Below are 13,874 nucleotides of genomic sequence, written 5' to 3'. Positions count from 1 at the left end.
GCCGCCGCAGCGTGCAGAGCGGGATGCCGACGGCTGCCGCGGCCTGCGCGGCGTTGGCGCTGATGACCGCGGCGAACGGGTGCGTGGCGTCGACAACGGCATGGACGCGGTGCTCGCGCAGCCAGTCGGCGAGACCCTCCGGCCCGCCGAAACCGCCGATGCGTACCTCTCCGGCGGGCATCCGGGGCCGCGCCACCCGACCGGCGAGCGAGGTGGTGACACGGAGGCCGCCGCGCCCGGTCAGCTCGGCGGCGAGCTGCCGGGCTTCGGCCGTGCCGCCGAGGATCAGGATGTGCGTGCCGGGCATGGCATCGAGGCTACTTCGCCCACAGATCGCGTACGTGCGCGAGGTGACGGGTCACGACCGCGCGTACGTGCGCGAGGTGACGGGTCACGACCGCGCGTACGTGCGCGAGGTGACGGGTCACGACCGTGTGCACGTGCGCGAGGTAAGGGGTCACGACCGTGTGCACCGCCCCTTCGTCGCGGGCCAGGAGCGCTTTCAGCAGCTCGTGACGCTCCTGGGCGGAGTCCTGCGGGACCTCCGGCCGCCGCCGTCGGTACGTACAGCGGTGCCGCCGGGCAGCGGCCGGTGGGATCAGGGGCGCGCGCAGGGTGCCGGCAGACGTGCGGCCGACGCGCACCGTCCGGGACGGATCGGTTCACCAGGTCAGATGGAGTGCTTCGGGCGAGCGATGGATCAGGGTGGGCCGCATCGCGACCGGCAGCCGGTCCTCCTCCACCCGCAGGCCGGGCAGCCTGCGGGCGAACAGCCCGATGGTCAGCCGGAGCTGCTCACGGGCGAGCTGGGAGCCGGGGCAGCCGTGGGTCCCGTGGCCGAAGGCGACATGCTGCCGGGAAAGGGGCCGGGTGATGTCGAAGACCTCGGGCCGCTCGTAACGTTCCTCGTCGCGGTTGGCCGAGCCGTACGCCACGAACACCGTTTCCCCGGCGGGGAGTTCGGTGCCGGCGATCGTCACAGCCCGGGTGGTGGTCCGCCTGAAGCCCTGGACCGCGCTGTCGAACCGCGCGGCCTCCTCCACGGCTGCCGGTATCCGCTCCGGGTCGGCGCAGACCAGTTCCCACTGCCGTCGGTCGCTCAGCAGATGGAGCAGCGTCGTACCGATGAGCGCGGTGGTCGTGAGATGTCCGGCGATCAGGAAGTTCTGGAGGTTCGACACCAGCTCATGGCGTTGGTCGAGGGTGAGATCGCCGCTTCCGGGCGCGAGCGCGGCGACCATCACCGAGCAGAGGTCGTCGCGCGGGCTCTCCCGCCGGTCCCGTACATAGGTGTCGAGGAGCTTCTGCAGCGCGACGACATCCTCGGCGGCTCGGACCTGCTCGTCCGGGTCCAGCGGCCGGAACAGCAGATCTTCGGCGCGGTAGCCGCCGTGCACCGCGGCCGGCACGTCCGCCGGGTCGAGCCCGATGAGCCGCCCGATCACCTGGCCGGGCAGCTGTCGGGCGTACGCCTCCATCAGTTCGACTCCGCCGTCCTGCGCGAAGCCGTCGACCAGTGCCTCGGCGCGCTCGGCGGCGTACGGCACCAGCGCGGCGATCCGGACGGCGGACAGGCCGCTGTTGAGCGGAGCCCGGTGGCGCTGATGGGCGGGGCCGTCGGTGGAGACGACGGTGGGGCGCTTCCCGTAGCCCTTGGCCAGCACCTCCAGCGCAGCGGGCGAGGGCATGACATCGGGGAGCAGCGCGCGCACCGATGAGAACTCCTCGGGCCGGCGCAGCACTTCCCGTACGTCCGCGTCCCGCGCGACGAGCCAGGCATCCAGCTCGGGAACGAAGGTCAGGCCCTCGGCCCGGCGCGCCCGCGCGTAGAGCGGATAGGGATCGCGTTGCAGCTCGTCGAGCCTGGCGTGATCTTTGCTCGCCACGCGGCGCCTCCGGGTCGGAAGGAAGGTTCCTGCACTGTGGGCGCACCGGTCGTCCGGATGTCCGGCCAGGGCACGTCCGGCCATGGTGCCGGAGCCCCGCCACATCGGGAAGGGGCACTGCCGGTCTGTGGCCATCGGTCCGCGGCGCGCATGAACTGACAAAGCAGGCAGGGTAGTTGGCCCCCGAGCCGGCCGGGCGACGGGGTCGTCCGTGATCGGCCGCCGCATCGACTACTCCGAGAACTTGCGACTGACCGACCGGCTCGGCGAACTCCACGGCCCCTTCTGCCCCTGCGACCGAGGGGCTACCGCGCTGGAGCCCGCCCCCATCTGTCGCACGAGCTCCTCGGCGCGCCGGGCTAGGGGGGCGGCGGGACCGGGCGGCTGGACCACATGCGGGCCAGCAGCAGGAGAGCGGAGAGGCCGAACAGTACGGCGGTGATCAGTAGCCAGCGGCCGAGGAACACATCATCGGGGAGACCGGTGTCAGCGGTGAAGTTGTCCACCCGTCCCAGGATCAGGGGAAAGTAGGTCAGCAGCAGGATGCCGGAGAGGAAGACCGGCACCCGGACGTAGTTGATCCGTCCCCGCATCGGCGGGTTGCTCTCGACCGACTGTTCCCGACGGCGGCCCAGTACGGCCTGGGCGGCGCGGTCGGTGACCGTGTAGAGGGGCAGCAGGACCAGATCGTGCAGGAGAGCCGCTCCGACGAACCACACCACGACCATCCAGGGTTGGCCTCCGGCCAGCAGCCGGATTCCCGCGTAGGCGGTCAGAGCGAAGGAGCAGAGCACCAGCAGCAGGTGCAGGGGGGAGGCTCCGTAGCGCGCCCGGAAACCGCTCATGCGCTCTCCCCGAAGGTCAGCCGGGTGACCCATTTGGTGTTGTGGACACCCGGGTTGGCCGGGACGATGACGCGCGCCGGATATCCGTGATCCGGCGACAGGTCGGCTCCATTGACCCGCAGGGCCAGCAGCGAGCGCACATCGCGGACCTGGTTGTCGCGCAGCATGGCCGAGCGGAAGGCCCCGCCGCGCTGGGCGGATTCGACGAACACACCCGGCACTCGGTCCGCGAGGCCGACAAGTGCGGCCAGGTCGGCCAGCCGCACCCCGCTCCACGCCTGGTCATCGGTGGACCACCCTTCCACGCAGGCGATGGGCAGCGCCGCGCCGTGTTGCGGCAATGCCAGCACCTCTTCGCGGGTGAAAATCCTTTCGCGGCCCCCGCCCCGTACGACCAGGCGCCACCCGGGGCCGATGTCGCGGGCACGAATGCCCACGCCTGCGGCGGTCTTGTTGATCTGGAAGCCGTTCGGACCGGGCCCGGGCTCCTGGCCGTGCGGGGCAAGCAGGGCGGTGGATCTGAGGGAACCGCCGATGCTCTGCCCGGCCGTCACTGCGAGCAGTACCAGGGAGCCCGCACCCACCATGCCCAGAGCACCCCGCCGCGAGATCGTCGGCGGGGCCTGGTTCGGGCTCACGAGGCCGGTTTCGTCCCCTGGTGCTGCGTTCGTGCGGCCGGCCATGCGCGGCTCATTGCGGAGGCCGCCGCTGCGCAGTGTCCGGATCACCAGGGGCGTGCGGAAGGCGATATGCACGACGAAGGCGCCGACGAACACCCAGGCCCCGTAGAAGTGCAGAACGTAGAAGGAGCCGGGGAAGATGTAGTCCAGCTGGATATTGAGCACACCCGTGGCGAACTCGAACAACACCCCGCCCACGAGCAGCAGCAGCGACAGCCGTTCGAGCGCCTGGCTTACCGAGCTCACAGGAGGCCAGGCGAACAGACGGGGGATCACCGACCACAGCTTCGCCAGGAGCACTGGGATCAGGACGATGCCGAGCGTGACATGGACGCCCTGGTTGAGGCGGTAGAGCCAGTAGGGATCGGTCGGCCAGGCGAACAGATAGAAGCCCAGCCACCCCTTGTCGGGGGTCTGGTCATTGCCCGCGAGGTCCGGGTTGTAGGCGGCGTAGGAGAGCAGCCCGGTCACGAACAACACCGGGATACCGACGAGCAGAACCGCGCCGAAAACAGACGTCAGCCACGGCCCCCGCAGAGGACTGCGCCAAAAGCCCGGCCGTGACGGACCGGAGGGCGGGCCTTCCCGCAGCATGTCCGCAAGGCGCGCCCTCGACACCGTCGGGCGCGAACCGGCCGCCGGAGTCGCCGGAGAGCGGGCACCCCTTTCGGGCCCGTCGGGCCGCTCCCCCGCGGCGGGACCGTGACCCCGGCCGCCGGATCCCTCGTGTCCCGCAGACGACGCGGCGCCGCTCACCCCGCCCGGGTGCACGTTCGTCGCCTCCCCTCGCCGCGTCGACCTCTCGTCCGCGCCGCGCACTCCCGACTCGCCCGTGCTCGCGGCCGGCTCATCCTTCGGGGAAGGCTCGTCCTTGCCGTACGTGTCGCCCATGGGATCCCTCGTGCGGTTCACGGAACGGCAGGCCGCCGCCCAATGCCGAACACTAGGCCCAAATATCACGTATTGACGGCATTTGCCCGGGTGGAGCGCCTGGGACTCAGGTGCCGACCGACAGGCCGCGAGCAGACCGCCCGGACACAGCCACCCAGCGCCGACAGGTCGCGCGCGATGGCCACGGCCAAGACCGCACAGCCCGCCGACCGGTCCACCTCCTACGGGGAGGAGTGGCTCACCCGGGGGCGACCGCGGCGTCGGTACCGCCGACTTCCTCGACGAGTCCACGCACGACGCTCGCTCCAGGGCTCGGAGCCGGAGCGGACCACTTCGGCGCCCATGACTCACCAACTGGAGGGCCAAGGGACGTACGACCGCTTTGAGTTGGCGGAAGATTGGCCAATTCACAGGGGAGCGGTGACGCACGGAGACCCTAGGGTCTGCCGCATGCCCCCACAGCCCCCGCAGACCCCGGCGCTCCCGGTACTCCCCTACCGCAAACCCACACCCGGCCGGGACTATTGGGTGCTGAACGATGTGCTGCCCGACGTGGATGCCGTCCGGGCCCGCTGTCTCGCCAAGGAGGACTGGGTCGAGGGCCACCCGCACAAGCCCGAGAGCTGGCCCGGCCTGCGCACGATGCCGGGGCTCGAACCGGAGGAACTCTCCCAGGTCGAAAAACTGGCGAAGAAGGCCATCGGCGTGCGCCGGATATGGCAGCAGACGAACCCTGGTGGCGGCACGCTCAACCACAACTGCATCCAGATCGTCGGCAAGGACGAATGCGAGCCGCGCCCGCACACCGATTCACGCGCGCTGTGCCGTTACGCCGCGGTGCTCTATCTCAATCCGAACGTGCCCAAGGACTGCGGAACCAGCTTCTACCGGCAGAGTCTGCCTGGCGGACGACTCGGCGGAAACCTGGTGACGGCGCCACACAACAACCTTGTCGACGCCCTGGGCACACGCTTCGTCCCGCCCGACTCTTTCACCGAGGATGTGCGCGTGCCGCACCGGTACAACCGTCTGCTCCTCTACACCGCCAACATGATGCACAGCGCCACCGGTTACTGGGGCAGCACCTTGGAAGACAAGCGCATGACAGCGGTCTTCTTCTGGATGGCCTGACACGTCGGTGCCGGACCGGCGGGAGGCGCCCGCGGCAGCCACGGCACTGCCCGACCCGGTACGCCCACCCGCCCTCGCCCCGCCACCGCCGGAGGGACCCTGTGGGGAGAGCCTGTCCGACTCGCTGTCGGTGGTGTGTCCGGGCTGGACATGAGCGACATACCCGACCCCGGCATCCGGGGCAGGGCACGAAAAGAGGGCCTCCACAGGCTCTGACCTGTGAAGACCCTCAGCACCGTCGGGACGACAGGATTTGAACCTGCGACCCCTTGACCCCCAGTCAAGTGCGCTACCAAGCTGCGCCACGTCCCGGTGCCCGTCTGACCTGGGGTTTCCCCCGGCCGAACACGCATGAGAACAATACCGCACTTCGGCGGGTGGTCACGAACCCCATTCCGGCGGCCGGACCGGATGATCACAGTCGGCAAGCAGCCGGCGGGTCGGCGCGGGCTGCCACCGCCCTTACCTGAGGCAATCGAACACGCACGGAGGGTGGTCGGCGGACCGGTGAGCCCCGGGGCATCACAGCCCGTACGGACCTGACGCGGTCAACCCGCCGAAGGCCGTCCGAGCTCGGGGTGTGCGTCGACCAGTCTGCGGGGTGCGGCCTGGCGCCAGGAGTCGAGCAGGATCGCGTACAGCTCCTCGTCGTCCTCCACGGCGGCCAGCCGCACCCGCAGCCAGGCGTAGTTGTCGTCATGCCCGGCGCGCATGAAGAACTTCTCGGGCTCGGAGGCGATCAGCTCCTCCCGGTCTTCCTGGGGGCACTTCACACCCATCGCCCTGTCGTCGTCATCGAGCGAGGCGAAGATCTTGCCGCCGCCCTCCAGGCGGAACGTGGGCCTGCCCCAGGCGAGCTTCTCCATCGCGCCGGGGAGGCCGAGCGCGAGTCTGCGCACATCGTCAGCAGTGGCCATGCGAAGACGGTACGACGCGACACTGACACTCGCCTCATTGCCACACAGGACCCTTCCGACCCATGACCCCCTGTAAAGCCGGAACCCACGCTGCGAAACGTATGCAGATAGCGCTTTCTACGCCACGGTCCGGGCTACCGGACGGCAATTCGGTGACATCCGTCGACTCGACGGAGGCGAACCCGACCCATGTCATGTTCAGCTTCGGCGACACGATCCCCTTCACCGTTTCCTCGTCTGGAGCACCAGGCGTGACAGCGCCCGCCTGTTGTACGCGCCGGGGCGCGCGCCTCTGCCACCTTCTTGTGCTCCGAGCGCCGGACGGGCGCGTATGAGCGCCGGGGCCCAGCCGGCCCGCCGGGCCGGAGTGCGCTCTTTTCGGTCCAGGTCTGAGCCGTATCGGTTCTGCTGGTGTTCGCGGATGTCACCGCTGCGCAGGTCCGAAGTGCCTTCTTGTCCCTCAGTGCCATATACCCACGAAACCTTTGCCGTTGGCATGTGGCAGTAAGACACAGAAGGGGAATGCCGTACGGCAGGACCGGACGGGCCCGTACCACACGGAAAGCAGCCTCAATCAAACGTCAACGGTCCGCAATTTGGCCAGAGTTGGCGTCGATCTTGTGCCACCCTGAAACGATCAACACCATGATGTGGTCGGCCTGTTCGGGACGGGACCACTGCCGATGCACCACCTGCTCGAACAACCGCCCGAGCAGGCGTTTCGCAGAGGAGGGCTCGCGATGGACGGTTACTTCGCCAGTCGACTACATCAGCAACTACGTGATCATGTGCGTGACTTCGCAGAGAAGGAGATACGTCCGCGGATCCCCGCGATGGAGGCAGCCCGTGCCGTCCACCACGAACTGTCCCGGCTCATCGCCCGGCAGGGCTGGCTCGGTGCCACGATCGGCAAGGAGCACGGCGGGATGGGGATGGGACACCTCGCCAAGACCATCATCATCGAGGAGCTGTCCCGGGTCAGCGGCGCGATGGGCGCGATGGTGCAGGCCTCCCAGCTGGGCGTTGCCAAGATTGTCCACTTCGGCAACGACGAGCAGAAGAAGACCTGGCTCCCCTCCATCGCCGCCGGCGACTGCCTCCCGACGATCGCGGTCACCGAACCCGAGTCGGGCGGCCATGTGCTGGGCATGAGCGCCACCGCCGTACGGGACGGCGACGACTACGTCCTCAATGGCCGAAAGGTGTTCGTCGGCAACAGCCATATCGGCGACCTGCACGGCGTGGTGGTCAGGACCGGACCCGGATCCAGAGGGTTGACGGCCTTCCTGGTCGAGTCGGACCGGCCGGGCTTCGGGATCGGCGAGCAGCGGCCGACCATGGGTCTGCACGGCTTCAGCTTCGGCGAGTTGCACTTCGACAACTGCCGTGTCCCCGCGCCGAACCGCCTCGGCGAGGAGGGCGACGGGCTGGCCGTGGCGTACTCCTCCAGCGTGCTCTACGGACGCGCCAATCTCACCGCCGTATCGCTCGGCATCCACCAGGCGATCCTGGAGGAGACCACGAGGTTCTGCTCCGATCGGCGGCGTTATGGCAAGCCGCTCCATGAACTGCCGTCCGTCAAGCTGAAGTTGGGGTCGTTACAGTCCCGGTTGATGACCTCCAGGCTCGCCGCGTACCACGCCGTGCATCTGCTCGACGAGGGGCTGCCGTGCGACGCGGAGCTGATGAACGCAAAGCTGGTCAATGTCGAGTCGGCGATCGACTCAGCGCGTAACGCCATGGAGATCCATGCCGCGGCAGGGCTTTTCACCGACCGCCCCATCGAGCGGTATCTGCGGGACGCGCTCCATATGTTCGCCCCGGCCGGCACGTCCGACGTACAGCTGCTGCGCCTGGCGGAGGTGGCGCTGGGCACGGCGAAGGGCCAGTGGTCGCAGCAGCTGTCCGACGTGGTCCGGCTGGACGCCGCCGTCTGACCGACCCGCAGCGGGTGACGTCCCCGGGAGCGCGTCGGGCAGCCCGGGGACGTCACTTCACCAGAATCGTTGGGACTTCAGATACTGCCGTCCTCACGCCGGTGGATCTGGTCGATCAGTTCCGCGGCGAGCGACTTGATGGTCTCGAGCCCCGCCCGGCCCCAGGGCCGCGGCTCGGTGTCGACCACGCAGATCGTGCCCAGCGCGATCCCCGTACGGTCGATCAACGGCGCACCGAGATAGGAACGGATGCCGATCTCGTCCACGACCGGGTTTCCCGCGAACCGCGGATAGTCGCAGACGTCCTCCAGGACCAGCGCCTTGCGCCGTACGACCACGTGCGGGCAGTAGCCGTGGTCCCGCGCCATGAACCGGCTGACACCACCGCCGCCCGTCGCGGCCGTCGCACCCAGGTCGGTGCCGGAGTGCGCACCGGACGGGGTGTGCAGACCGGCGAAGAACTGCTGGTTCTCGTCAATGAAGTTGACCATGGAGTACGGCGCGCCGGTCACCTCGGCGAGCTTGTGCGCGAATTCGTCGAAGGCCGGGTCCGGCCGGTCCCCGAAACCCAGCTGACGCAGCCGCCTTACGCGGACGGGCGCTTCGCGGTCTACGGGAGTGAGCAGCAGATGGCCGGTCGGGTCGTACGTCATGTTGGTGCTCCGTAGCTCGGTGCCATGGCCGGCACCGCGGTGGTGGTGAGCAGATGCTGGACGAGGGTGACCAGGGTCCCTATCCCCGAGCTGGCGATCCGCGCGTCGCACAGCACGACCGGCACCTCCGGTTTGAGATCGAGCGCGGCCCGTACCTCTTCCGGTTCATAGCGGTAGGCGCCGTCGAACTCGTTGACGGCGACGACGAATCCGATGCCGCGCCGCTCGAAGAAGTCCACTGCGGCGAAGGAGTTCTCGAGGCGGCGCGTGTCGGCGAGAATGACCGCGCCGAGCGCGCCTTCGGAGAGCTCGTCCCACATGAACCAGAAGCGCTCCTGGCCAGGTGTTCCGAAGAGATAGAGCACATGACTGCGGTCCAGGGTGATCCGGCCGAAGTCCATGGCGACGGTTGTGGTGGCCTTGGACTCAATGCCCTCCAGACTGTCGGTCGCCACGCTGACCTGGGTCAGGAGCTCCTCCGTACTCAGTGGTTCGATCTCACTGACCGCGCCCACGAAGGTCGTCTTGCCGACCCCGAATCCGCCCGCGACGAGGATCTTCAGCGCGGCGGGAAAGGGGTCGGCAAGCTCACAGTCGTCGTCGTAGGCCATCCAGCACCGCCTCCAGCAAAGATCGGTCGGTGGGTGAGTCGTGGTGGCGGCGAGGTGCCCGCGCCGTGACCGCCCCGCAGTCCACGAGATCGGAGAGCAGCACCTTGGTGACCACCGCCGGGAGTCTGAGGTGGGCCGAGATCTCGGCGACCGAGGTCGGCCCGTCGCACAGCCCGAGCGCCAAGGCGTGCTCGGGGCCGAGATGCGTCTGCGGCACACTTCCCGTTGCCATCACCAGGGAGAGCAGATCCAGCGTGGCCGTGGGGCGGGTACGACCGCCGCTCACCGTGTAGGGGCGGATGAGCCGGCCGGCCGCGTCGTCGAGCAACGGCCCGTCCTTGGGGACCGGCACGTTCATTGCCCCGCGGCGCTCGGCGCCCCCGCCGATTGTCTGGCCGGGGTGGTCAGGTACGGCCGTACGCTCTTGACCAGCATCGCCATCTCGTATCCGAGGACCGCAGCGTCCGCCTCGCGCCCGGCGAGCACGGCGAGACAGGTGCCGGAGCCGGCGGTGGAGACGAACAGCAGCGTGGAATCCAGCTCCACGACCACCTGACGCACCTCGCCGCCGTCGCCGAAACGCGCTCCGGCGCTGCGGCCCAGTGAGTAGAGGCCGGAGGCAAGTGCCGCCATGTGGTCGGCGCTGTCGGCATCCAGGCCGTGCACCGATTTCACCAGCCCGTCGGAGGAGAGCAGCACCGCATTGCGTGTGTACGGCACACGCTGGACCAGGCCGCTGAGCAGCCAGTCGAGGTCCGAGACATGGCCGTTGGGCACATCGCTCACCATGGTGCATCTACTCCTTGGGGGTGTTGTCGCGGCGCTGTGGGGCGGGATCCGCGACGGACTGGGACTCGGCCAGGCCGATGCCGCGCTGGAAAGCCGCCATCAGGCCCGGGTCGTGGAGGGTGTTCTCGTCGTCCTTGCGGGGCGTTGGGGCGTCCCTGAGCTGGGGGACGAGGTGCTCCTGGCTGCGGCGCTTTGGCAGCTGGGGGCGGCCCGTGGGGCCGGGCACCATTGCGTCGGAGGGCGGTCCTGCGGTGGTGTGGACAAACCGCTCGGCGGACGAGGTCTCCGCGGGCGCCGAGTGATCGACGCCGGGGCGGGCGGCGGCCGGGTTGGGGCGGTCGCTCTGTTCTCCGCGTACGGGGAGCAGGTCCGCGCCGAGCGCGGCGTGCACCGGTGCGCGCTGCGGCTGTTGAAGTTGCGGTTGTGGCTGCGACTCCGGTTGTAAGTGCGGTTGCGGCCGTGAGTGCGGTGGATGTTCGGGTGGTTGAAAGGCCGGTGGCTGGTGAGGCGTTGAGTGAAGCTGGTGCGGGATCAGCGGTGGGGCCACGGCCGCCTGAGCCGCGTCGGGCCGGGCCGCGAGGTGGTTTGCGCCCTCGTGCGCCGCGGCGGCCTCGGGCTGTGAGAGCCCATCGGGCTCGGCACCGAGAAGTCCCTGCGGCAGTACGAGGATGGCCTGCACACCGCCGTAGATATTGGTCTGAAGCCGTACCGCGATGCCGTGTCTGCGGGCGAGCGCGGAGACGACGAACAGGCCGATCCGGCCGTCCTGCAGCATATGGGCGACATTCACCTGGTCGGGGTCGGCGAGCAGGGCGTTCATCTTGTTCTGTTCGGCGGCGGGCATACCGAGGCCACGGTCCTCGACCTCGACGGCGAGCCCGGCCGTGACGTGCTGGGCGCGCATCAGCACCTGGGTGTGCGGGGCGGAGAACAGCGTGGCGTTCTCGACCAGTTCGGCCAGCAGGTGGATCACGTCGGCGACGGCGTGGCCGCGCAGGGTGCCGTCGATCGGCGGTACCAGCTTGACTCTCGGGTACTGCTCCACCTCTGCGATGGCAGATCGGAGCACCTCGGTCATGGTGACCGGGTTGGACCACTGCCGGCGGGAGATGGCGCCGCCGAGGACGGCGAGGTTCTCGGCGTGCCTGCGGATGCGGGTGGCCAGGTGGTCGACGTGGAAGAGGCCCTTGAGCAGCTCGGGATCCTCGACCTCGTTCTCCAGCTCGTCGAGCAGCTGGATCTCGCGGTGGACCAGTGACTGCAGCCGGCGAGCCAGATTGACGAAGACTTCGACCTTCTGCTCGTTGCCGACGCTGCTGGAGAGCCGGGACGCCTGCACCACCGCCACCACAGCGGCCTCGTGGGAGCGGCTCAACTCCTCCGTCAGCAGATCGAATTCGTCCCCGCCCGGCGGTGCGGGCTGTGGTGTGCGGCGAGCGGGCGGCCCTTCGCCCCGTCTGAGCTGGTCGACCACGGTGCGCAGCTCGGTCTGTCCTCGGACGGTGGACCGGCGCAGCTCGGCGCAGCGGTCGTGCACGGATCTGGCCATGCGGTCCGCGCCCATCGCCGCCGCCGCCACGGAAGCGATGGCCAGCACGGCGGAACCGGTGAGCACGGCCCACAGGTTGGTGGAGGGTTGGGAATCGTCGTATTGGATCGCGAAGATCACCGCGGTCGTGCCGCTGAGCGCGGTGACGACCGCGGGCAGGACTGCGGTGCGCAGGAGTCGAGGGCGTATACGGGCTTCCGGTGACGACGGCACGGAATGCGGCCTCCCCGCCGATGACAGGGAGCGGGCGCCTGGCCGGCCGTGGCGCCCGCCCTCACGGCGGTCCGGCCGCGCGGCGGGTGCGCGTAGTTGAGACATCAGCGTCCTTGGTACGTGGGCCCCAGGAATCGGCGTACTGCAAGTGGTCAGCTTCGGCTCCCGGAGGACTCGTCATGCACAACATGAGCCCACCGCTGATCACCGGCAACACACGGTAGTCGCCAAGCGCGCACGTGCGACGAGCAGTTGACAAACTTGCCCGTCATTCGTCCCGCTCTGGTATGAGGCCTCGTACGCCAGCCCGAAAATGCGGAGTGCCCCCTCTGACCGCGACGCCGGCCAAAGGGGGCGGATGCCACGGGACGGACGCCACGCAGTCCGCCGCCGCGCGTCGAACGCGCGGGATCGGGCGCTACGCCTCGGACGCCGCAGCAGGGTCGGGCGCCGCGGGTCGAAGGCTGCGATGTCAGGCGTCGCGCGTCAAAGCGGGGTCAGGCGTCGCGCGTCGAAGGCCGCGGGGTCAGGCGTCGTGGGTCAGGCGCTCGGTGCCACCTCGTGGCTGCCCGTACCGGCCGACTCGGTCCAGCCCGTGGCGGGCGCGGTCGCCACCGCGCGCCACCACGGCTCGGACGGAATGCCCTCGACCATCGGCTCGAACGGCTCGCCGGGCCTGGGCAGCGCGATGCGCGCCCCTTCCACGGCCGCTGCCGCGACCGTGCCCTCGCCGGGCTCGGCCCACGGGTGCGGCGCGAGATTGAACGTCCCCCAGTGGATCGGCAGCATCGCGCCGGACGGCTTACCGCCCTGCAGATCGAGATGGGCGCGCATACCTTCGGCGGGTGTCATATGGATGTCGGGCCAGTACTCGCTGTACGCACCGATCTGGATCATGGTGGCGTCGAACGGGCCGTGCTCGGCGCCGATGTCCTTGAAGCCGGGGAAGTACCCGGTGTCGCCGCTGTGGTAGATCCGGTGCTCGGGGCCCGCGACGGCCCAGGACGCCCAGAGGGTGTGCTGCTGATTGCGCAGACCACGGCCGCAGAAGTGGCGGGCGGGGGTGGCGGTCAGCCGGAGACCGGCCACCTCGGTCGACTCGTTCCAGTCCAGCTCGCGGAGCCGGTCGGCGGGGACACCCCAGCGCTCCAGGTGCGCGCCCACGCCGAGCGGCACGGCGAAGACCGTGTCCGTGGAGGCAAGAGCGCGGATGGTGGGCAGATCGAGGTGGTCGTAGTGGTCGTGGGAGATCACGACGATGTCGACCGGGCCGAGGGCGGCCAGCGGTACGGGCACGGGGTGCAGCCGCTTGGGGCCCGCGAAGGGGAAGGGGGAGCAGCGCTCACCCCAGACCGGGTCGAAGAGCACCCGCCGGCCGTCGATCTCGGCGAGAACGCTCGAATGCCCCATCCAGGTGAGCCGCAGCCCCGAGGCCGGAGGCTTCGCGATATCGGCGAGAGTGGTGGCGTGGATGGGCACGAGCCCGATCGGGGACCGGTGCGCCCGTGCTTCCTTCCGGAAGTAGATCTTCGCGAATTCGATCATGGAGGCGCCGGACGGCCTGGTCCTGGCCCCTACGGGGTTCTGGAAGGCGCCGTCCACGAAGTTCGGCGAGCGGCGGATCCGCTCCCATCGCTCTCCGGACGGGTCCGCGCCGAATGCGGCGGGTCGCAGCGCGCGCAGCCGGGAGCTCATCGGGCTGTGGGGGGATCCAGTGCCGGTCACGGCACCTCCTGGTGTCGGTGTCTTGTTTCATTATGAGCGGGGGGTAC

General features: G+C 69.5%; 14 protein-coding genes and 1 tRNA gene. 2 read left to right on the top strand and 13 right to left on the bottom strand.

Going from position 1 to position 13,874, the window contains the following annotated elements:
* The 5 genes from ACWDZ6_RS29080 to ACWDZ6_RS29060 form a co-directional block, all read right to left on the bottom strand.
* The coding region (locus ACWDZ6_RS29080; RefSeq protein ID WP_451505205.1) for a precorrin-6A/cobalt-precorrin-6A reductase at positions 1 to 307 on the bottom strand (307 nt) is incomplete at its 3' end.
* A 10-nt stretch (positions 308 to 317) separates the two neighbouring features.
* The gene (locus ACWDZ6_RS29075) at positions 318 to 644 is read right to left on the bottom strand and encodes a hypothetical protein (protein ID WP_451505204.1); all 327 of its coding nucleotides are present in this window, start codon (positions 642 to 644) and stop codon (positions 318 to 320) included.
* A gap of 18 nt (positions 645 to 662) precedes the next feature.
* Entirely contained in the window at positions 663 to 1,886 is a 1,224-nt protein-coding gene (locus ACWDZ6_RS29070; protein WP_451505203.1) for a cytochrome P450, read from the bottom strand.
* A gap of 359 nt (positions 1,887 to 2,245) precedes the next feature.
* Positions 2,246 to 2,731 (bottom strand): hypothetical protein, encoded by a 486-nt coding sequence (locus ACWDZ6_RS29065; protein WP_451505202.1) that lies wholly within the window; start codon positions 2,729 to 2,731, stop codon positions 2,246 to 2,248.
* Complete coding sequence (locus tag ACWDZ6_RS29060; protein WP_451505210.1) at positions 2,728 to 4,005, bottom strand: molybdopterin-dependent oxidoreductase; 1,278 nt, start codon at positions 4,003 to 4,005, stop codon at positions 2,728 to 2,730. The genes ACWDZ6_RS29065 and ACWDZ6_RS29060 overlap by 4 nt, the downstream gene beginning before the upstream one ends.
* A gap of 747 nt (positions 4,006 to 4,752) precedes the next feature.
* On the opposite strand from ACWDZ6_RS29060, the gene ACWDZ6_RS29055 reads away from it, so the two are divergent.
* Entirely contained in the window at positions 4,753 to 5,433 is a 681-nt protein-coding gene (locus ACWDZ6_RS29055; protein ID WP_451505201.1) for a DUF6445 family protein, read from the top strand.
* Positions 5,434 to 5,671: 238 nt separating this feature from the next.
* On the opposite strand, the gene ACWDZ6_RS29050 is transcribed toward ACWDZ6_RS29055, so the two are convergent.
* Positions 5,672 to 5,745: transfer RNA gene (locus tag ACWDZ6_RS29050), tRNA-Pro, on the bottom strand.
* 236 nt (positions 5,746 to 5,981) lie between these two features.
* Positions 5,982 to 6,350: an MmcQ/YjbR family DNA-binding protein gene (locus tag ACWDZ6_RS29045; RefSeq protein WP_451505200.1), complete on the bottom strand. Its 369-nt coding sequence runs from the start codon at positions 6,348 to 6,350 to the stop codon at positions 5,982 to 5,984.
* A gap of 740 nt (positions 6,351 to 7,090) precedes the next feature.
* On the opposite strand from ACWDZ6_RS29045, the gene ACWDZ6_RS29040 reads away from it, so the two are divergent.
* On the top strand, positions 7,091 to 8,287 hold the full coding sequence (locus ACWDZ6_RS29040) for an acyl-CoA dehydrogenase family protein (protein WP_326653943.1): 1,197 nt from the start codon (positions 7,091 to 7,093) through the stop codon (positions 8,285 to 8,287).
* A 77-nt stretch (positions 8,288 to 8,364) separates the two neighbouring features.
* Here ACWDZ6_RS29040 and ACWDZ6_RS29035 read toward each other — a convergent pair whose 3' ends face one another.
* From ACWDZ6_RS29035 to ACWDZ6_RS29010, 6 genes are all read right to left on the bottom strand, one after another.
* Entirely contained in the window at positions 8,365 to 8,940 is a 576-nt protein-coding gene (locus ACWDZ6_RS29035) for a GAF domain-containing protein (RefSeq protein WP_351445534.1), read from the bottom strand.
* A complete protein-coding gene (locus tag ACWDZ6_RS29030; RefSeq protein ID WP_366732099.1) occupies positions 8,937 to 9,551 on the bottom strand; it encodes a GTP-binding protein in 615 nt (204 codons plus the stop codon). The genes ACWDZ6_RS29035 and ACWDZ6_RS29030 overlap by 4 nt, the downstream gene beginning before the upstream one ends.
* Positions 9,529 to 9,909 carry a DUF742 domain-containing protein gene (locus ACWDZ6_RS29025; RefSeq protein WP_326653940.1) on the bottom strand — a complete coding sequence of 127 codons (381 nt, stop codon included), beginning with the start codon at positions 9,907 to 9,909 and terminating at the stop codon, positions 9,529 to 9,531. Before ACWDZ6_RS29025 ends, ACWDZ6_RS29030 begins: the two co-directional genes overlap by 23 nt.
* Positions 9,906 to 10,340, bottom strand: coding sequence for a roadblock/LC7 domain-containing protein (locus tag ACWDZ6_RS29020; protein ID WP_327327309.1), 435 nt, complete (start codon positions 10,338 to 10,340; stop codon positions 9,906 to 9,908). The genes ACWDZ6_RS29025 and ACWDZ6_RS29020 overlap by 4 nt, the downstream gene beginning before the upstream one ends.
* Before the next feature lie 7 nt (positions 10,341 to 10,347).
* A complete protein-coding gene (locus ACWDZ6_RS29015) occupies positions 10,348 to 12,207 on the bottom strand; it encodes a sensor histidine kinase (protein ID WP_451505199.1) in 1,860 nt (619 codons plus the stop codon).
* Positions 12,208 to 12,642: 435 nt separating this feature from the next.
* A complete protein-coding gene (locus ACWDZ6_RS29010) occupies positions 12,643 to 13,797 on the bottom strand; it encodes an MBL fold metallo-hydrolase (protein WP_451505209.1) in 1,155 nt (384 codons plus the stop codon).
* Positions 13,798 to 13,874 lie beyond the last annotated feature (77 nt).

This window comes from Streptomyces sp. NPDC002926 (genome assembly GCF_053591755.1).
The sequence above is the reverse complement of the archived record's forward strand: the minus strand, read 5'-3'. Positions and strand labels throughout refer to the sequence as shown.

Coding starts and splice junctions, on each gene's coding strand:
- ACWDZ6_RS29045 (WP_451505200.1), bottom strand. CDS start 6,350: ATGGCCACTGCTGACGATGTGCGCAGACTCGCGCTCGGCCTCCCCGGC.
- ACWDZ6_RS29040 (WP_326653943.1), top strand. CDS start 7,091: ATGGACGGTTACTTCGCCAGTCGACTACATCAGCAACTACGTGATCAT.
- ACWDZ6_RS29025 (WP_326653940.1), bottom strand. CDS start 9,909: ATGAACGTGCCGGTCCCCAAGGACGGGCCGTTGCTCGACGACGCGGCC.
- ACWDZ6_RS29015 (WP_451505199.1), bottom strand. CDS start 12,207: ATGTCTCAACTACGCGCACCCGCCGCGCGGCCGGACCGCCGTGAGGGC.
- ACWDZ6_RS29010 (WP_451505209.1), bottom strand. CDS start 13,797: ATGAGCTCCCGGCTGCGCGCGCTGCGACCCGCCGCATTCGGCGCGGAC.
- ACWDZ6_RS29055 (WP_451505201.1), top strand. CDS start 4,753: ATGCCCCCACAGCCCCCGCAGACCCCGGCGCTCCCGGTACTCCCCTAC.
- ACWDZ6_RS29020 (WP_327327309.1), bottom strand. CDS start 10,340: ATGGTGAGCGATGTGCCCAACGGCCATGTCTCGGACCTCGACTGGCTG.
- ACWDZ6_RS29060 (WP_451505210.1), bottom strand. CDS start 4,005: ATGCTGCGGGAAGGCCCGCCCTCCGGTCCGTCACGGCCGGGCTTTTGG.
- ACWDZ6_RS29065 (WP_451505202.1), bottom strand. CDS start 2,731: ATGAGCGGTTTCCGGGCGCGCTACGGAGCCTCCCCCCTGCACCTGCTG.
- ACWDZ6_RS29030 (WP_366732099.1), bottom strand. CDS start 9,551: ATGGCCTACGACGACGACTGTGAGCTTGCCGACCCCTTTCCCGCCGCG.
- ACWDZ6_RS29035 (WP_351445534.1), bottom strand. CDS start 8,940: ATGACGTACGACCCGACCGGCCATCTGCTGCTCACTCCCGTAGACCGC.